Genomic DNA, 18,494 nt, shown 5'->3' on the forward strand with positions numbered 1-18,494 from the left:
TCTATCAGGACTTCCTTGATAGCCGGCCTTAAGTTCTAAATTATAATTACATTTTTGGAGGACAATGAACATGTCTAATAAATTAATCGATATTGTAAATATATCCAAAGCATTTGATGAAAATGTCGTACTAGACGAACTGAATCTTTATATCCGGGAAAATGAATTTTTAACTCTTCTGGGACCAAGCGGTTGCGGAAAAACAACACTGCTTCGTATTCTTGGTGGATTCGAGACTCCTGACTCTGGAAAAATCATCTTCGATGGTCAGGATATCACGAACCTGGCTCCAAACAAACGACAGTTAAATACCGTATTCCAGAAATATGCACTTTTTACCCATATGACCATTGCAGAAAATATTGCATTCGGGCTAAAGATTAAAGGAAAATCTCAGAATTACATCAATGATAAGATTCGTTATGCGTTAAAACTTGTTAATCTTGAAGGCTTCGAAAACCGTACTCCTGCTTCCTTAAGCGGCGGACAACAGCAGCGTATCGCTATTGCAAGAGCCATTGTAAATGAACCGAAAGTCCTGCTTCTTGACGAACCTCTTGGTGCTCTTGACTTAAAGCTTCGTCAGGATATGCAGTACGAACTGATCCGCTTAAAAAATGAGCTTGGCATTACATTTATTTACGTCACTCATGATCAGGAGGAAGCCCTGACTATGTCCGATACGATCGTCGTTATGAACCAGGGATATATCCAGCAGGTAGGAACACCGGAAGATATTTATAATGAACCGAAGAATGCGTTCGTTGCAGACTTTATCGGTGACAGTAACATTCTTTCTGCCACGATGGTACATGACCGGCTCGTCAATATCCTCGGTGCCAACTTTCCGTGTGTCGATGAAGGATTCGGTCAGAAGAAGCCTGTTGATGCAGTGATCCGTCCGGAAGATATCGACCTTGTAAAACCAGAAGACGGAATGATCCGAGGCGTTGTTACACATGTTATTTTCAAAGGCGTTCACTATGAGATGGAAGTCATGGCAAATAATTACGAATGGCTCGTGCACAGCACCGATATGTTCCCAGTCGGAGCAGAAGTCGGACTGTGCGTAGACCCATTTGATATTCAGATCATGAAAAAACCAGAATCTGAAGATGAGGAGGCGGTACCAATTGAAGAATAGTAAATTATTAAAACAGATGCTTGCTGGTCCGTATCTTCTCTGGTCAGCAGCATTTATCATCATTCCTCTTATCATGGTCTTCTACTATGGTCTGACGAATAATGACGGTGGATTCACCCTGATGAATCTTGCCAGGATCACAGAACCTGAGAATTTAAAGGCATTGGGACTGGCACTTTTGTTATCCCTTGTCAGTACGATTATCTGCCTGATTCTCGCATACCCTCTGGCTATGATCCTGACTGGACTTGGCGTCAATCAGTCCAGCTTTATCGTACTGATTTTCATCCTGCCAATGTGGATGAATTCTTTGCTTCGGATCATTGCATGGCAGAACCTGTTGGAAAAGAACGGAGTTATCAACAGTCTCCTTCATTTTTTCCATTTACCGGCACTGGAAATCATCAACACTCCATATGCCATCGTACTTGGTATGGTCTATGATTTTCTGCCATTTATGATCTTACCAATTTACAATGTACTGTCCAAAATTGACACAAATGTAATCGAAGCAGCCAGAGATCTTGGTGCAAACAGTGTGCAGACATTTACAAAAATCCTGCTGCCACTGAGCGTTCCAGGGATCATCAGCGGAATTACCATGGTCTTTGTACCGTCACTGACAACTTTTGTCATCTCCGACCTCTTAGGTGGAAGTAAGATTCTCCTGATCGGTAATGTTATTGAGCAGGAATTTAAACAAGGAAGTAACTGGCGCTCTGGCAGCGGTATGTCCCTTGTACTGATGATCTTCATTTTGATCAGTATGGCATTGATTGCAAAATACGATAAAGACGGGGAGGGAACTACATTTTGATCAAGAATTTTTTTAAACGGTTTTATCTGGTGCTGATATGCGTCATTTTGTACGCGCCGATCATCACCCTTATGGTATTATCCTTTAACTCCTCAAAATCCCGTTCCAAATGGGGAGGTTTTACAACAAAATGGTATGTGGAATTATTTAAAAATAATTCCATTATGAACGCACTTTATACGACACTGATCATCGCATTGTTATCTGCACTGATTGCTACGATTCTCGGTACTGCTGCCGCTATCGGTATTCAGGCAATGCGAAAGAAAATGCGTACTGTCGTGACTGGTGTAACCAATATTCCTATGTTAAATGCCGATATTGTGACAGGAATCTCTCTTATGCTGTTATTCATCGCATGTAGATTTTCCCTTGGATTTAAGACAATCTTGATTGCACATATTACCTTTAACATTCCCTATGTAATCCTGAGTGTTCTGCCAAAGCTGCGGCAAACGAACGTCAGCACTTATGAGGCCGCCCTGGATCTTGGTGCTTCTCCGTTATACGCTTTTTTCAAAGTCATATTCCCGGACATTCTGCCAGGTGTGTCCTCCGGTTTCCTACTGGCATTTACTATGTCCTTAGATGACTTTATCATCACGCATTTTACAAAAGGACCTGGTGTCGACACTCTGTCCACCAAGATTTACAGTGAGGTGCGAAAAGGAATCAATCCTTCCATGTATGCACTGTCCACATTGATGTTCCTGGTTGTCATGATTCTTTTGTTATTGATCAACATGAAACCAGATGAAAAAGCTGCCGGTGCAAAAAATGCTAAAATTTCCAAAGTTGCCAGTCAGCATCCAAAGCTTCGCAAATTCCGCAAAGTTATGATGTCGAGAGTGGTTCCGGTCTGTATGGTCGTTCTCATTCTGGCAGGTGGAATTTTCTATGGTATCCGCTCAAAAAGTTCCAGTGACAAACAGGTCATTGTGTATAACTGGGGAGAATATATCGATCCGGAAACTTTAGATATGTTCGAAGAAGAAACTGGTATTAATGTCGTTTACGAAGAATATGAAACAAACGAGATCATGTATCCAAAAATACAGTCAGGCGCCATTGCCTACGATGTCGTATGTCCGTCCGACTACATGATCCAGCGTATGATTGAAAATGATCTGCTGGCTGAACTGAATTTTGACAATATTCCGAACATCAAGAATATTGGAAGCACTTATATGGAGCATTCCAAAGAGTTTGACCCGGAGAATAAATACTCTGTTCCTCACCTTTGGGGAACTGTAGGAATCCTTTACAATAAAACTATGGTCGACGATCCTGTAGATAGTTGGGGAATTCTGTGGAACGAAAAATACAAAGATAGTATCCTCATGCAGGATAGTGTCCGTGATGCATTTGGCATCACATTAAAATACCTTGGCTACTCACTGAACTCAACCGATCTGGATGAACTGACTGAAGCTAAGAATAAACTGATCGAACAAAAGCCACTTGTCCAGGCCTATGTTGTCGATCAGGCCCGTGATAAAATGATTGGAAATGAGGCTGCTCTCGCTGTCATCTACTCTGGAGAAGCTATCACCTGTCAGCTTGAAAATCCGGACCTGGAATATGTCATTCCAAAAGAAGGAAGTAACATGTGGATTGACTCCTGGGTCATCCCGAAAAACGCAAAGAATAAAGAAAACGCAGAAGCTTTTATCAATTTCATGTGCCGTCCGGACATTGCTAAGATGAACTTCGACTATATCACCTATTCCATCCCGAATGAGGAAGGAAGAAAACTCCTCGATCCGGAATACCGTAATAATCCAATTGTATTTCCAGATGATAAAGCACTGGAAAATTGCGAAACATTCAAATTCCTGGGAGATGAAAATGATGCCATATACAATGAATTATGGCGTCAGGTAAAATCCAAATAAAAAAAATCTCGCCTGCGAGATTCTCCGCCTGCGGCGGGTCGCAATATGCGACATGTTTCTTATCCGCCGCAGTGCGATCCTCGCGGAGCGTTTTTTTATGTAATGGAAACGAAGTTTCCTATTACATAAAAAAATAAATCCAAACGATATCTTGAATCGTTTGGATTTATTTTTATAGAACAGGAAATTGCATTTCCTGTTCTACGGCGTATTCCGGCACCATTTATTAAACCCGGAAGCATCCACCACCAATGAATTCTCGAAGCAATGAGTTCGTCGGCACTTTTTCGCTTCCGATTCCAACAAAGTAATCCAGGAATTTAAGCAGTCTCTTTGCCTCGATATATTCCGGGCACTCTCTTTCAACTCCGAATAACTGAGCTTCTACATATGGTTTCAATACTGCCAGTTCATAGATCAGAGCAGAATTGAACATGACATCTGCTTCCTCCTGGAATGGGAAAATATTCTCTTCCTCGCCTTTTCGTACAGAAGGCCACATCTGAATTGTCTTTTTTGCAGAAGCACCTCTTGTTCTTGCATCTCGCACAATTCTTCGAAGAAGCCGGCCATCTGTGGTTGGAATCCGGTTATGCTCATCAATGTTAAGCTGTGTCAGTGCACTGATATAAATTTTAAACTTATTCTCATCTGCCAATGCTTTTGTCAGCTTTGGATTCAGGCAGTGAATGCCTTCAATAACCAGAATATCGTGTTCTCCAAGTTTCAATGGACTTCCTACAAATTCTTTATGTCCCTTCGCAAAATCAAAATTTGGAATTATCACTTCTTTTCCATCCAGCAGTTCCTGCATTTGTTTCTCGAACAGATCAATATCCACTGCACAAAGTCCTTCAAAATTATAATTTCCCTTCTCGTCTTTCGGAGTCTCTTCTCTTTCTTTAAAGTAATTATCTACTGCGATCGGATGAGGACGCATTCCATTTGCACGAAGCTGTACAGACAGTCTGTGTGAAAATGTAGTCTTTCCGGAAGACGACGGTCCCGCAATCAATACGAATCTGATTTCCGGTCTGGAAGCAATCATCTGTGCAATTTCTGCAATTCTTCTTTCCTGCATTGCTTCCTGCACAAGCACAGTCTCCTGAACATCTCCACTGGTAATATTGCGATTCAATCCGCCAACCGTCTCAATCTCCTGAATATCTCCCCATTTCACAGATTCTTTCATGACCTGAAAGAACTTTGTTCTCGCCTGAAAATGTGGCACGATCTCCGGCTTATCAATCTCTGGCATCTGAAGTACAAATCCTTCATCATATCGATATAATTTAAAATATTTCAGATACCCTGTACTGTAAAGCATATATCCATAATAATAATCTTCAAACTCATTGATGCTGTAAAGGTTTACTTTGGATACACGGCGGTAACGAAACAATTCTTCTTTATCATACATTCCATACTGTCCAAAAAGTCCGATTGCCTCATCTGTATGAACCGTTCTTTTCTTGATTGATAGATCTGCCTCCACAAGTTCGTGCATCCTCGACTCGACGCGCTCAAGAAAATCATCATCGGCTCTTGTTTCGCCGGTAATCGTGCAATAATATCCCGGTCCTATTGCAAAATGCATCCGAACCTTGTCAATATTCTTATGTCCTGCCACGTCATAAACTGCTTTTACAAGAAGGAAACTCATGCTTCGTTTGTATGCCTCATGTCCAATGGGATCCGCTGTTGTAACAAAACTGATTTCACAATCTTTTTTCAGACGCTTGTGCAGTTCCTGAAGTTTTCCATCTACAAATACCAGGACAATCTCATGCTCATAATCTTTCTGGTATTCTTTCGCAATGTCGTGATATGTGATACCAGCTTCATATTCTTTCACTTCATTTTTAATTTTTACATGATACATTCTTTTCTCTTCCATCTTCCGCTCCTCCCTATATCATGACTGCTTCTATAAAGCTTTCCCTATATTACTGTAAACGGATGACTCACTGGGGCTTCTATGACCTCGACTCCCAAAAGGTGTGCTCGTAAATAATTCCCCATATCGCCGATAAATATGTGCTCCACCCCATAATGTCCTGCATCGATGATATTAAGTCCTCTTGCAAGTGCGTCAATCCCCTCATGATGACCGATATCTCCAGTCACATAGACATCAGCCCCTGCTGCAATCGCCTGATCAATATCACTTTTACCAGACCCCGGACAAATTGCTACTCGGTGAACATTTTGCTTCAGATTACCGAATACTTTCACTGTATCAAGGGCAAATGCTTTCTTGACTTCTTCACAATAATCTGCCAGTGAAATTTCATTTCTCTGTTCATCATTATCAGAAGCAGATGGTATCTCTCCGACACGGCCAATACCTTCCGGTTCTCCCGATTCATTTTCTCCGGTGACATCCAGTATCTGACAATTCTCAAGTTTCAGATAATCTGCTGCCAGATCTGCCATACCTTTGACATCATAATTCGTGTGCATAGCATAATAAGAAATGTCATGCTGAATCAGTTTTACTAATCTTCTGCCGATGAAATTCTGATTATTCACTTGTTTCATACCGCTAAAAATCAAAGGATGATGTGTCACCAGCATATCTGCACCTGCCAAAATTGCCTCATCTACCACTTCATCTGTAGCATCCAGTGCCACATATATATTTGCAACTTCTTTATCATCTCTTCCTGCCAGCAGTCCGACATTATCCCAGGAAAGAGCATATCTTGGTGAATAGTCCTGTTCTATTATTTTGATAATATCTTTACATTGCATACAATCATTCCTCTCTAATATTCACATAGTATTCAACAATGTTTTTCTTACAATGCTTTTCTTACTCTTCATAGTAAGACATTGCTTTTTTTGCTACTTCCAGTTCATGTTCAATTTCTGTCATACGCTCTTTTATCCGCTCACCATCTTTTCCGGCAAGACCGAGAAGTATATCTTCACGAATACGGATTTCACGCTTCAGATATTCATATAATATCAGATTTTTGTTTTTTAAAAGTAGTGGTCCATAAAGGTACTTCCATTCCTCTTTTTTACAATCTTCCTGCCGGTCGGCCGTCTTATGTTCACAATATTCTGGTGGTACCACCCGCATCATAGGATAATATTTCCCGTCTTCCTCTACCATATCTTCTGCTTCGAACCGAAACCCATGTTCTACAAGATATTCCCGTACTTTCTGTATCTCAGACTGAGGCTGTAAGATGCAGCCTTTTAATGTGCTGACGATTTGTTTTCCTTCTTCCAGAATGTGAATCACAAGACCGCCGCCCATTCCGGCAACGATTATCTCCTCCACTTCTTTCGGCTTTACTGCTGCCAGTCCATCCGACAGCCTTGTCTCAATCCGGTCACTCATTCCATAGCCTGCTATGTGAATTCTCGCACGTTCTAGCGGTCCCTTATTGATATCCATCGCTATCACTTTCGGTGATAAGTTCTGTTCTATCAAATGAATCGGTATATATCCGTGATCTGTTCCTATATCTGCGACAGAGGCGCCCTCTGTCACAAGACCTGCTACTGCAGTAAGTCTCTTTGATAGTTCCATAGGCGCCTCTTTCTTAATCCAGATAATCTCTTAATTTTCTACTGCGGCTCGGATGACGAAGCTTTCTAAGTGCTTTTGCCTCGATCTGACGAATACGCTCACGCGTTACATCAAACTCCTTACCAACCTCTTCCAGTGTACGTGCACGTCCATCATCCATACCAAAACGAAGTCTTAAAACTTTCTGCTCTCTCTCTGTCAGAGTATCTAACACTTCATCTAACTGCTCTTTTAAAAGTGTCTGAGCTGCGGCTTCAGCAGGTACCGGAACATTGTCGTCCTGAATAAAATCTCCCAGGTGACTGTCTTCCTCTTCACCGATTGGTGTCTCCAGTGATACCGGTTCCTGAGAAATCTTTAAGATTTCACGGACACGTTCCACTGGCATATCTAATTCTGCTGCAATTTCCTCCGGCGTAGGTTCACGTCCTAACTCCTGCAGTAATTGTCTGGAAACACGAATCAGTTTATTGATTGTCTCTACCATATGCACCGGAATACGGATAGTTCTGGCCTGATCAGCAATTGCTCTTGTAATTGCCTGGCGGATCCACCATGTTGCATAAGTACTGAATTTGAATCCTTTATGATAGTCAAACTTCTCAACCGCTTTAATTAGACCCAAATTGCCTTCCTGAATCAGATCCAGAAACAGCATTCCACGTCCCACATATCTCTTAGCAATACTGACAACAAGACGAAGGTTTGCTTCTGCCAGACGCTTCTTAGCATCCTCGTCTCCCTCTGCCATACGCTTTGCAAGCTCTACTTCTTCATCTGCTGAAAGAAGCGGTACCTTTCCAATCTCTTTCAGATACATACGGACCGGATCCTCTATACTGATCCCATCTGGCACAGACAAGTCGATTTTCTCCATATCAACATCGTCTTCATCTGTCAGAACAATATCGGAATCATCAACATCATCTAATTCCTCAATTCCATCCCCATCTCCGCTTACACGAAGCACATCAATATGATTGGCCTCCAGATACTCATAAACTTTCTCCATCTGTTCTGCATCAAGCTCCATATCTGAGAAAAAATCATTGATTTCCTGAAGTTCCAGGATACTCTTATTCTTCTTTCCATGAGCAACCAGTTGTTTTAACTTTTCCCCAAATTTCGCTATGTTTTCTTCCATGTGGTGTCCATCCTCCATTATATGTTTTTATTTTATCCTTAATTAATAGAAATATGCAATTTTTCAAGGTCCTGCAACGCCCGTTTTGCTTCCATCAGCTTCTGCAATCCCTGTATATCGGTCGGATCAAGCTTTGCTGAGTGTTCTTCAATACTATTCTTCTTTACCCGGATAATTGTCTCTTTTAATGCCTTTTCCTGTTCATGTGCTGTTTTAATTTCCCGGATTCTTGTATTAAAAAGCGCTGCCACCTCACGATGTTCCTCTTCATCTGTAAAATGATTCATGATCTGCGCCGGATTGAGCTTTCCCTGTTCGTGCTGCGCATATAAAAGCTCAGCTACAGTCCGATATATCCCTTCCGGAAAATCTTCCGGATGAATATACTTCTGAATCTGTGCAAATACATTCTCATCCGATGCCATCCATGTCAGCAGAATCTTCTGTGACTTTCGTGTACCATCTTCCTTATCCAGGTTCTGACTCCTTGTAGATCTCGGTCTTTCCACCGGCTTTGCAAGTCCGGTCTGAACTGCCATTCGTCCGACCAGTTTTTTCAGATCTTCACTGCCGACATGATAAGTCCCTGCAACTGCATCAATGTAGTTATTGCGCTCTATCTCTTCATCAAACTCTGTAAGCTTTCTCGCAGCTTCCTTCATAAAGTCCGTTCTGCCTTCCGGCGACGTCATATCATAATCCCGTTCCAGAATTTCAAGACTGAACATAAATCCATTCCTTGCCTTCTGGATCCGTTCTTCAAAGGCTTCTGCACCGAGATTTTTAATAAATTCATCTGGATCTTTATACGGTTCCATCCGAATGATTTTTGCCGTAATCCCAACTTCACGCAGAATCGGTCCTGCCCTCAGAGCTGCTTTCGTTCCTGCCTCGTCACTGTCATACGTCAGGTAGACTTCATTGACATACCTTTTGATAAGCGCTGCATGTCCCGGTGTCAGGGCTGTTCCAAGTGACGCTACTGCATTGGTAAATCCAGCCTGATGCAGGGAAATCACATCCATATAGCCCTCACAAAGCAGAAAATAAGGCTTTCTCGACTTTCTTGCTCGATTCAGTCCATACAGGTTCCGGCTTTTGTCAAAAATGATCGTCTCCGGTGAGTTCAGATATTTTGGCTTTGCATCACCCATGACACGGCCGCCAAATCCAATAACACGGCTGTTTACATCCATAATCGGAAACATGACCCTGTTCCAGAACTTATCGTGAACTCCGTATTTTTCATCAATACTGATCAGACCTGCCTGTGAGATCATATCGTCTTTGTAGCCTTTTGATTTCAGATACTTGTACAGATCATCACTGTACTTGTTCGAATATCCCAGACCAAATGCTTTGATCGTATCGTCACTTAGCTTTCGATCTTTTAAGTATGTAAGGGCATGTCCCCCTTGCGGCCTTAGAAGCTGTACATAAAAGTACTGTGCTGCTGCCTTATTAATTTCCAGTAATATAGCTTTTGTATCTGCGCGCTTTTTCGCCTCCCCAGAATACTCCGGTTCCGGAAGCTCTACGCCTGCACGATCCGCCAGATATTTCAGTGCCTCTACAAAAGAATAATTTTCATATTCCATCAAAAATGTGAATACATTTCCTCCGGCACCACAGCCAAAGCAATAATACATCTGCTTCTGTCTGCTGACTGAAAATGACGGGGATTTTTCATTATGAAATGGACATAATCCAAAGTAGGAGCTTCCTTTTTTCTGAAGTCTCACATAACTGGAAATTACATCTACGATATCATTTTTTGACCGGATTTCTTCCACTAATTCCTCTGGATAATACATATCTGCGTCCTTTCATTTTTCATCATCTCTTCCTCAAATCCAGAAGAAGAAACGTCCCTACTATTAATATTCGACACAAACTTTATATTTCCTTTAATTTTTCCAAGATTCTGGGATAAAAAATTCCGTAAATTTCTTCACTGCATAAGTATCCGTCATTCCTGCGATATAATCGCACACGACCTGTGACAGCTCTTCTCCCTTTTTTAACATATTCTGTGATTGTTCCGGAAGAAACTCCGGATTCTTTATATAGAATTCATATAGATTGGTAATCATATGGATTGCTTTGTCCTCTTCCTTCTTGGCAACCGGGTTACGGTAAACATTTTCAAACATAAATATACGAAGACCCTGCATAGCCTCATGAACTTCCTCAGACATCTGAATCACCGGACGATCCACACTGTTGATAATAACATTATGTACGAGTGTGTTCAGGCGTCCTTTCACCGAAGTTCCCAAAACATCCGTATATTTCTTCGGAATATCTTCTTCTCTTAAAATACCGCCACGGATTGCATCATCAATATCATGATTAATATAGGCGATCTTATCTGACAGGCGCACAATCTGTCCTTCCAGTGTTGACGGGCATCCGCTTGTTTTGTGATTCCTGATCCCGTCAATGACTTCCCATGTAAGATTCAGTCCCCGTCCTTCCTTTTCTATAGATTCCACCACTCGCACACTCTGCTCATTGTGTTTGAAACCTCCCGGGCAAAGTTCATTGAGCGCACGCTCCCCTGCATGCCCGAAAGGTGTATGTCCCAGATCATGCCCCAGGGCAATTGCTTCTACCAGTTCCTCATTAAGCCGGAGTGCTTTCGCAATTGTTCTTGCATTTTGTGACACCTCCAGTGTATGTGTCAGCCTTGTACGGTAATGATCTCCTTTCGGAAGAAGAAACACCTGGGTCTTCTGCTTCAGTCTGCGGAACGCCTTGCAGTGTACGATTCGGTCACGATCACGCTGAAAGACCGGACGAATATCACATTCCTCTTCCTTAATCTTCCGGCCTTTTGAATTCTTACTCAATGTCGCATAAGGACTTAAATACTCCAATTCTCTTTCTTCCATCTGCTCCCGAATCGTCATAGAATCACGCTCCCTCTTCACACTTGTATAATCATACTTTCATTATACAATACAATTCCGTCTGCTGGTACTGTTTTTCACATTATATTTTCTTACAGAATATCCTTATCCCTGATTGATGTATTTTTACATATAATGATATTTCTTTCGCTGTCTGCCAAAAAATGCAACTGTCATAAAAAGTGTAAAAAGTTCTGCCACTGTAACGGCACTCCAGATTCCGTTCACTCCAAAGAATACAGGCAGTATCAGAACTGCCGCCATCTGGAATAATAATGTTCGAAGAAATGAAATCGCAGCCGAAATCATTCCATTGTTCAATGCTGTAAAGAATGCTGATCCATAAATATTGAATCCATTGATCAGAAAACTGATAAAATATATCCTGAATCCGTGTCTTGTCATCTCAAATAATTCTGCGTCATATCCCACAAACAATTTTGCAAGCGGTGTTGTAATCACCTGAGAGAACACGAAAAGTCCAATCCCCCATGTTCCAATCAGACTCAAGCTCTTTTTGAATATATTTTTCAGCTCACTGTGATTGCCGGCACCATAATGATAGCTGACGATTGGCGCACTTCCAATAGAATATCCGATAAAAACAGCAATAAATATAAAGTTCGCATACATAATAGATCCATAAGCCGCTACTCCATTTTCACCGGCCACTTTCATAAGCTGCAGATTATAAAGAGAATTTACCACTGAACTGGACAAATTCGTCATAAACTCGGATGCACCATTGCTGCATGTCTTTAATAAAATTCTGCTGTCAAAACTTGGTCTTCCAAGTCTCAGAAAACTTGAATTTTTTCGTGCAAAATAAAAAATCGGGAACAATCCGCCGATAAATTCTCCGCATACTGTCGCAACTGCTGCCCCTGCAATTCCAAATCCAAGATGGCCCACAAACAAATAATCCAGAACCATGTTGGTCACACCTGCCACAATGATAACTTTTAGCCCAAGTTTTGGTTTCTGTGCTGCTACAAAAAAGCTCTGAAACATATTCTGCAGCATAAAAGCCGGAAAAGAAATAAATGTGATGCGCCCGTACAACACACAGTCTGAAAGCAGTTCACCGTCTGCGCCAAGCATCACTGATATCGGACGAATCAAAATCATTCCAAGAAGACTGACTGCTATGCCACCAATGATCGTAGCATAGACTAACATGGAAAAATATTCATTTGCCTTTTCTTTTTTCCCTTCTCCAAGAGTTGTTGCTACAATCGCGCTGCCTCCGGTACCAATCATAAATCCAAGAGCTGAAAGTCCCATCAGAATTGGCATAATTAAATTGATTGCTGCAAATGCAGTCTTTCCGACAAAATTCGACACAAACAGACCGTCTACAACACCGTAGATCGATGTAAAGATCATCATCACAATAGACGGTAATACAAATTTTATTAATTTTTTATAAGTAAAATGATCTGATAATTGAATCTCCATAAAAAATCTACTCCTCTTTTTCAAGAATGCCTCGGCATTCTTGCTGCGAGGTGCGCGTCATGCAATTGCATGACATACTTCTACTGCGCACCTCTGCAATCCTGCCGGATGCTATATCAGAAGTGCAATAACTTCTGCTTCCATAAAATCCTCAACTATACTTGAGATATTTGAAGCTTCTGGATATTCGCTTTTAATTCCATATTATATTTTTCGTAAAGTTCCAGCATCTTCTTGCATTCTTCCTTACTCATACCAGAAAACGCCTGATTCTCTGCCTCTATTACCGGATAAATCTTCTCTTCCATAAGTTTCTGCCCCTGTTCCGTCAGATAAATATGCATATCACGACCTTTTCCTTTTTTCAGTATCAGATATCTGTCCTGTTCCAGCTTACGGATCGATGAATTCACTGTCTGCTTTGGAATACAGCACATCTGACTGATATCGCGCTGCAAACATCCATCCCCCATCTCACAAATGGCATATAGAATATCAAATCCGCTTAATGACAGTCCTACCTTTGTCGCAGCCTCACGGTATACATCATTAAACTCTTTATAAATGTGATTAAACTCTATGAGTTGACGACTCATGTATAGTGTTTTCTGTTTTGACTCCATTGTTTTCCTCCTTAAGTCCGATTTCATACTTATTACATTATAGTCCGATTTCGTACTCATGTCAAGTGTTTTGCTCGCTATTGCCAATCCAACTGAAAGAAGGAAAGAACGAAATCAAAACAATTCGCAAAAGAACAAAAAAGATGAAAAAAAGCAAAAATTGTTGTTGCTTTTTCCCTGAAAGTGTAGTAATATAATTTTCGGGCAATCGAGAAAAGCCTTTTATGCGGAAGTGTCGGAACTGGCAGACGAGCAAGACTAAGGATCTTGTAAGCATTGCGCTTGTGTGGGTTCAAGTCCCATCTTCCGCATTAACTTTTCAACAATATATTGCCTGCAATCGTGAAAATGATTCAAAATGCGGAAGTGTCGGAACTGGCAGACGAGCAAGACTAAGGATCTTGTGACTATTGCAGTCGTGTGGGTTCAAGTCCCATCTTCCGCATTAACTTTTCAAATTTTATATTGTTTGTAATCATATAAATGATTTTCATAAATGCGGAAGTGTCGGAACTGGCAGACGAGCAAGACTAAGGATCTTGTAAGCATTGCGCTTGTGTGGGTTCAAGTCCCATCTTCCGCATTAAAAAACTCAGGTAAAAGTACCTGAGTTTTTTTCTTAAGAATCACAGCGTTTCCTGCCTCTAGACTTCAAAATCATTGCTTTGGTCTGCTTCTAACTTATTCTATTTCGCTGATATCTTCAAGTGGTATCCTGCATCCATCTTCCAGCACAAGAATTTTTTGATATTCATCGATTTTTTTCACGATTCCTATTTTTGTCTTATAACTGCCACCACTTTTTCTTCCATCCGGAACATAATATACAAGTTGGATTCTCTGCCCCGGCTCCGACACAATTTTTTGAAGCTTCACATTCAATTGTTCTTTCATCTCTTCATCCAATTCCATACGCATATCTGTAACTCTTGCCGCCTCCTCGATTGCTGCCTGGTGTCCGGTCAGTGCTGCAAATGGCGCAAACTGTGCTGCCCGGTCTTCCACCGGCATAGGTTTATGCCTTTTCGAAACAGGATGTGGCAGATTGATAATATCTTCATAATTTAAATTTGTATTCTTCCTATCATATCCAGTCATTTTCCACCTCAATTTATTCGCCATTACTACGTTTCTATGCTTTGTGCCCGCCAATCTGACTATTCCTCTCAACAGCCGTGGCACCTTCTTCCAGATTCATACCTTTGAGGAGAGCATTTTTTCCAAATTTCTTTTTGATATCCAGTGCTGCATGCTGCAGTTTCTTTTCCCGTTCCAGCTTATCTTTGCGTTTCTGCTGTTCCTCTTCCTGGTGACTATAATCGGTAAATAAATCTAACTGTTCAAAAGAAGCCTTCTCTTCCGCCAGCGATTCATCGACAACATGATTTGCCGTAATATATACACGGCGTATGAAAAGGTCAGGATTCACGATTTTGTCATACAATTCCAGAATCATCTCGATCATCTCTATTGAAGAGGAAGTTCGGTTTTTCAGATTTGCTGTTCCATGTGCATGCTTGGGTACTTTTCTTCCATAACGGTCCTCCGTAATTTCCCCTTGATACTGTTTCTTTTTGTTTCCACTTTCCAGATTACCAATATCATAACCTACTGTCAGAACAAGCTGATCTGTCACAAGATGCTTATCCACCAGATCAAGTGCCAGAAGGTCTGTCATTTCCTTAATGATCAGTCTGGTCTTTTGAAAATCATATGGGCAATGCAGTACCTGTCCGGAACCAATGCTGTTACTCTCTGATTTATAGGCTTTGACCTGAGCAATCGTACAAGGTTCCCACCCCCATGCATGATCAATGAGAAGCTCTGCATTTACCCCAAACAGCCGATACAGCAATTCTTCATTATAATAATCTGTTTCTTTTCCAATGGAACATCTCGCCACATCTCCCATGTTATAAATGCCATGAGACAAAAGTTTTTTTGCGTATCCCTGTCCGACCCTCCAAAAATCCGTAATTGGCTGATGTGTCCAAAGCAAACGTCTGTAACTAATCTCATTGAGTTCTGCAATTCTGACCCCATTGTGATCTGGTTCCACATGTTTTGCCAGAATGTCCATGGCAACTTTACAAAGATACAGGTTCGTTCCAATTCCTGCAGTCGCAGTCATTCCCATTGTATCGTAAATGTCCCGGATTATTTTTGATACCAGTTCTTTCGCCGTCATTCCATATGTGTTCAGATAATCCGTTACATCACACATAATCTCATCGATAGAATATACATGGATATCTTCCGGTGCCAGATATTTTAAATAAATCTGATAAACCCGTGTACTATATTCCATGTAATGCGCCATTCTCGGGGTTGCTACAACATAATCTACAGCCAGATGCGAATTCTTTTCCAGTTCTTTCTTATCAAAAGAAGAACCGGAAAAACAATGTTCCGGTATCTGTCTTAATCTCTGATCATTCACTTCTTTTATACGTTGTACAACTTCAAACAATCTGGCTCTTCCAGGAATCCCATAGGTTTTGAGCGATGGTGACACTGCAAGACAAATTGTTTTCTCTGTACGGCTTGCATCTGCCACAACCAAATGCGTACCCAGCGGATCTAAGCCACGCTCTATACACTCCACAGACGCATAAAAAGATTTCAAGTCAATTGCTGCATAGATTCGGTTCTTTTCCACCGGTCACACCTCCTTATCTTATACAATCCATTTTACTTCTTATTCTTCAATACATATTTTCTAATATAAGAACAAGTCTTCTCTTCTCCCTCTTCTGCCAGCATCTTAAGCAATTGATGCAGAAGCTCTGCTGTCTCCGGATGAATCATCTTGCCAAGCCTTGCAGCACCTTTTTCATAGTATTCCAAAGGTGCCTGATTCGTATACTTCTCTTTCATATAATTCTTCGACGCTGCCACACGGTCGATAAACATTTCCACCACATATCTGACCGGCATCTTCATACCGATAATTCCTTCATTCAGATCAGTACTATAATCCAGCCAGTATTCATAGTGATGCCTGTTGCGCCCTTTGTGGTGCAGCCATGCCGCAGAATAACCTTTCACTTCCCGTTCTGCATTGTTAGGGCTTCTTGTTCCCTGATAGAACTTGCAGCCCACCAGAAATTCAGTTGGTGAATACTTGGACAGATCATGCAGAAGGCCCTGTTTATATAATCCAACTTTAAAACAACCTTGGCAGACAAGCCATTTATGGTGATTGATCGTCTTCAAATGTTGCAGTGCCTTCATACAGTTTCTCCTTTCCCAGATACAAGAACAACTATCTCTCGCTCATCCAATTCTATATTTCTCTGATTTTCCAACACAACCAGATCTTTTAAAATGCCTTCTTTCGTTGATGCTGCTCTGTACCATTTCCGGCCTTTCTTTAATGCCGGCAACGCAAATTCGTGTTCCAGCCAGTGCATATTATAAGCCACAAAGCAATCTGCTTCTTCCTTATCCTGACTACTGTAATATATGCCGATCTGTCTGCTCGCCACTTCAGTTGGCGCTCTCCATGCCATCTCTCCGTGATAGGATACGTCCGGCATTCCACAACCGCTTTGGTCTACTCCAAGCAGCTCTTTCTCCTGATGAAACAGCCTATATTTCTTCCGAAATTTGATCAACTGCTTCACAAACTGATACATCTCCTGTTCTTTTAACAGATTCCTCCAGTTTAACCAGCCAATCGGATTATCCTGGCAATAAACATTATTATTACCTTTCTGGGAATTTGCAAATTCATCCCCGGCAAGAATACACGGAACTCCCTGGGAGAGCAATAGCAAAAACAATGCATTTCTCATCTGGTTCTTCCGAAGCTCCAACACAGCTTTCTTTCTGGTCAGCCCTTCTGCGCCACAGTTCCAGCTATAATTATAATCCGGTCCATCCTGATTATTTTCTCCATTCGCCTCATTATGCTTGCCATCATAGGACACAAGATCTTTCAGTGTAAATCCAGTGTGAGTTGTAATACAATTATAAATACCTTCCAGATCCCATCGTTTTCTTGTCTGATACATCACATCCGTTACAACCCCTTCGTCACCTTTTAAGAAACGACGCATCACATTCTGATATTCTTCTGCGTGTTTTAAAATCCGGACTCCCGTAAGAATTGGATCTTTTAAAATGATATCCATCGGTACATTGTATGGATTCAGTATAAATCCATCCACATGATATTCCATCACATAATTTCTCAGACAGTCTGTCACCATCAGCCCGGAAATACCTTCTGCAAATGGCATCTCAAGCACAACTTCAATACCAGCCTTATGACAATACTTCACAAGATCTTTTAATCCTTTTACTCCATCACCATCCTTGGCATAAGCACTTTTCGGTGCGAAATAATATCCCGGACCATACCCCCAATAATTTACCCGCACTCCTGCTTCTTCAAACTCATAGACGGGCATGCACTGAATCTGGTTAATTCCCAGATCTTTGAGATAAGGAATTTTTTCAATTACACCTTGAAATGTTCCTTTGTTCTTCACTTTTGAATGAGTATCTTTTGTAAATCCACGGACATGTATTGCATAGGCAATCAGTTCTTCTTCCTGTATCCGCGGCGACTGATCTGCCTCCCAGTCGTAATAATCTTCGTAAAATATACCACGCACATTTTCTTTACTTTTTTCCGATATTCCTATGTTTTTAAGCCATATTTCCTTTCCGGAAAATGCCTTTGCATAAGAATCCGTCATACACTCGCCATCTATGTCATAATTATACTCATATGCCTCTTCCTTAAGTCCGTCAACCGCCATATAACACACCGAACCAATCCGGTCAGAAAAAACATAAGAAGCCAGCAAGCTGGCTTCTCCTTTCCGATAGAGCAGAAGCTTACATGTTTTCCCTTCCGGGACCTCCATGGCAAAATTCGCCCTTCCATTTTTATATGTCACACCCAAAGGCAATGGGCTGCCCGAAACTTTCTTCATGCTCTGTCCTT

General features: G+C 41.3%; 15 protein-coding genes and 3 tRNA genes. 6 read left to right on the top strand and 12 right to left on the bottom strand.

Features of this window, described 5'->3' with window-relative positions; translation table 11 throughout:
• The first annotated feature begins 70 nt into the window (after positions 1–70).
• The 3 genes from C7E02_RS03250 to C7E02_RS03260 are packed head-to-tail and all read left to right on the top strand — an operon-like array spanning position 71 to position 3,856.
• Positions 71–1,144 carry an ABC transporter ATP-binding protein gene (locus C7E02_RS03250; RefSeq protein WP_105308783.1) on the top strand — a complete coding sequence of 358 codons (1,074 nt, stop codon included), beginning with the start codon at positions 71–73 and terminating at the stop codon, positions 1,142–1,144.
• Positions 1,116–1,961 carry an ABC transporter permease gene (locus tag C7E02_RS03255; protein ID WP_044911649.1) on the top strand — a complete coding sequence of 282 codons (846 nt, stop codon included), beginning with the start codon at positions 1,116–1,118 and terminating at the stop codon, positions 1,959–1,961. Before C7E02_RS03250 ends, C7E02_RS03255 begins: the two co-directional genes overlap by 29 nt.
• A complete protein-coding gene (locus tag C7E02_RS03260) occupies positions 1,958–3,856 on the top strand; it encodes an extracellular solute-binding protein (protein ID WP_105308784.1) in 1,899 nt (632 codons plus the stop codon). Before C7E02_RS03255 ends, C7E02_RS03260 begins: the two co-directional genes overlap by 4 nt.
• 226 nt (positions 3,857–4,082) lie before the next feature.
• Here C7E02_RS03260 and C7E02_RS03265 read toward each other — a convergent pair whose 3' ends face one another.
• The 8 genes from C7E02_RS03265 to C7E02_RS03300 form a co-directional block, all read right to left on the bottom strand.
• Positions 4,083–5,753 carry a nucleoside kinase gene (locus C7E02_RS03265; RefSeq protein ID WP_005336797.1) on the bottom strand — a complete coding sequence of 557 codons (1,671 nt, stop codon included), beginning with the start codon at positions 5,751–5,753 and terminating at the stop codon, positions 4,083–4,085.
• Positions 5,754–5,797: 44 nt separating this feature from the next.
• Positions 5,798–6,610, bottom strand: coding sequence for a Nif3-like dinuclear metal center hexameric protein (locus C7E02_RS03270; protein ID WP_005336799.1), 813 nt, complete (start codon positions 6,608–6,610; stop codon positions 5,798–5,800).
• A 61-nt stretch (positions 6,611–6,671) separates the two neighbouring features.
• The gene (locus tag C7E02_RS03275) at positions 6,672–7,400 is read right to left on the bottom strand and encodes a tRNA (adenine(22)-N(1))-methyltransferase (RefSeq protein WP_022279313.1); all 729 of its coding nucleotides are present in this window, start codon (positions 7,398–7,400) and stop codon (positions 6,672–6,674) included.
• 13 nt (positions 7,401–7,413) lie between these two features.
• A complete protein-coding gene (gene rpoD / locus C7E02_RS03280; protein WP_005336805.1) occupies positions 7,414–8,544 on the bottom strand; it encodes an RNA polymerase sigma factor RpoD in 1,131 nt (376 codons plus the stop codon).
• 38 nt (positions 8,545–8,582) lie between these two features.
• Positions 8,583–10,358, bottom strand: a complete 1,776-nt coding sequence (dnaG, locus tag C7E02_RS03285; protein WP_005336807.1) for a DNA primase — start codon at positions 10,356–10,358, stop codon at positions 8,583–8,585.
• A 93-nt stretch (positions 10,359–10,451) separates the two neighbouring features.
• Positions 10,452–11,456: a deoxyguanosinetriphosphate triphosphohydrolase gene (locus C7E02_RS03290; protein WP_105308785.1), complete on the bottom strand. Its 1,005-nt coding sequence runs from the start codon at positions 11,454–11,456 to the stop codon at positions 10,452–10,454.
• Between the two features lie 126 nt (positions 11,457–11,582).
• The gene (locus C7E02_RS03295) at positions 11,583–12,914 is read right to left on the bottom strand and encodes an MATE family efflux transporter (RefSeq protein WP_005336810.1); all 1,332 of its coding nucleotides are present in this window, start codon (positions 12,912–12,914) and stop codon (positions 11,583–11,585) included.
• A gap of 155 nt (positions 12,915–13,069) precedes the next feature.
• Complete coding sequence (locus tag C7E02_RS03300) at positions 13,070–13,537, bottom strand: MarR family winged helix-turn-helix transcriptional regulator (protein WP_005336812.1); 468 nt, start codon at positions 13,535–13,537, stop codon at positions 13,070–13,072.
• Positions 13,538–13,763: 226 nt separating this feature from the next.
• Here C7E02_RS03300 and C7E02_RS03305 point away from each other — a divergent pair.
• The 3 genes from C7E02_RS03305 to C7E02_RS03315 all read left to right on the top strand — a co-directional run bounded on the left by C7E02_RS03305 (position 13,764) and on the right by C7E02_RS03315 (position 14,120).
• Positions 13,764–13,848: transfer RNA gene (locus C7E02_RS03305), tRNA-Leu, on the top strand.
• 49 nt (positions 13,849–13,897) lie between these two features.
• Positions 13,898–13,982: transfer RNA gene (locus tag C7E02_RS03310), tRNA-Leu, on the top strand.
• A gap of 53 nt (positions 13,983–14,035) precedes the next feature.
• A tRNA-Leu gene (locus tag C7E02_RS03315) sits at positions 14,036–14,120 on the top strand.
• Between the two features lie 98 nt (positions 14,121–14,218).
• Here the strand turns inward: C7E02_RS03315 and C7E02_RS03320 are convergent.
• From C7E02_RS03320 to C7E02_RS03335, 4 genes are read right to left on the bottom strand one after another with little or no spacing between them, the layout of a single operon-like run.
• Positions 14,219–14,635, bottom strand: a complete 417-nt coding sequence (locus C7E02_RS03320) for a hypothetical protein (RefSeq protein WP_242978727.1) — start codon at positions 14,633–14,635, stop codon at positions 14,219–14,221.
• 34 nt (positions 14,636–14,669) lie between these two features.
• Entirely contained in the window at positions 14,670–16,196 is a 1,527-nt protein-coding gene (locus tag C7E02_RS03325) for a Y-family DNA polymerase (RefSeq protein ID WP_029730350.1), read from the bottom strand.
• A gap of 32 nt (positions 16,197–16,228) precedes the next feature.
• The gene (locus C7E02_RS03330; protein ID WP_005331219.1) at positions 16,229–16,771 is read right to left on the bottom strand and encodes a DUF5662 family protein; all 543 of its coding nucleotides are present in this window, start codon (positions 16,769–16,771) and stop codon (positions 16,229–16,231) included.
• The gene (locus C7E02_RS03335; RefSeq protein WP_105308787.1) at positions 16,768–18,483 is read right to left on the bottom strand and encodes an alpha-amylase family glycosyl hydrolase; all 1,716 of its coding nucleotides are present in this window, start codon (positions 18,481–18,483) and stop codon (positions 16,768–16,770) included. The genes C7E02_RS03330 and C7E02_RS03335 overlap by 4 nt, the downstream gene beginning before the upstream one ends.
• Positions 18,484–18,494: the final 11 nt, after the last annotated feature.

Source organism: Dorea sp. Marseille-P4042 (assembly GCF_900290215.1).
GTDB classification, from domain to species: domain Bacteria; phylum Bacillota; class Clostridia; order Lachnospirales; family Lachnospiraceae; genus Dorea; species Dorea formicigenerans.

What these genes read in the sequence shown, in the direction of transcription:
- dnaG (WP_005336807.1), bottom strand. Translation starts at nt 10,358, where the DNA reads ATGTATTATCCAGAGGAATTAGTGGAAGAAATCCGGTCAAAAAATGAT.
- C7E02_RS03250 (WP_105308783.1), top strand. Translation starts at nt 71, where the DNA reads ATGTCTAATAAATTAATCGATATTGTAAATATATCCAAAGCATTTGAT.
- C7E02_RS03255 (WP_044911649.1), top strand. Translation starts at nt 1,116, where the DNA reads ATGAGGAGGCGGTACCAATTGAAGAATAGTAAATTATTAAAACAGATG.
- C7E02_RS03290 (WP_105308785.1), bottom strand. Translation starts at nt 11,456, where the DNA reads ATGACGATTCGGGAGCAGATGGAAGAAAGAGAATTGGAGTATTTAAGT.
- C7E02_RS03265 (WP_005336797.1), bottom strand. Translation starts at nt 5,753, where the DNA reads ATGGAAGAGAAAAGAATGTATCATGTAAAAATTAAAAATGAAGTGAAA.
- C7E02_RS03335 (WP_105308787.1), bottom strand. Translation starts at nt 18,483, where the DNA reads ATGAAGAAAGTTTCGGGCAGCCCATTGCCTTTGGGTGTGACATATAAA.
- C7E02_RS03275 (WP_022279313.1), bottom strand. Translation starts at nt 7,400, where the DNA reads ATGGAACTATCAAAGAGACTTACTGCAGTAGCAGGTCTTGTGACAGAG.
- C7E02_RS03320 (WP_242978727.1), bottom strand. Translation starts at nt 14,635, where the DNA reads ATGACTGGATATGATAGGAAGAATACAAATTTAAATTATGAAGATATT.
- C7E02_RS03270 (WP_005336799.1), bottom strand. Translation starts at nt 6,610, where the DNA reads ATGCAATGTAAAGATATTATCAAAATAATAGAACAGGACTATTCACCA.
- C7E02_RS03330 (WP_005331219.1), bottom strand. Translation starts at nt 16,771, where the DNA reads ATGAAGGCACTGCAACATTTGAAGACGATCAATCACCATAAATGGCTT.
- C7E02_RS03300 (WP_005336812.1), bottom strand. Translation starts at nt 13,537, where the DNA reads ATGGAGTCAAAACAGAAAACACTATACATGAGTCGTCAACTCATAGAG.
- C7E02_RS03295 (WP_005336810.1), bottom strand. Translation starts at nt 12,914, where the DNA reads ATGGAGATTCAATTATCAGATCATTTTACTTATAAAAAATTAATAAAA.
- rpoD (WP_005336805.1), bottom strand. Translation starts at nt 8,544, where the DNA reads ATGGAAGAAAACATAGCGAAATTTGGGGAAAAGTTAAAACAACTGGTT.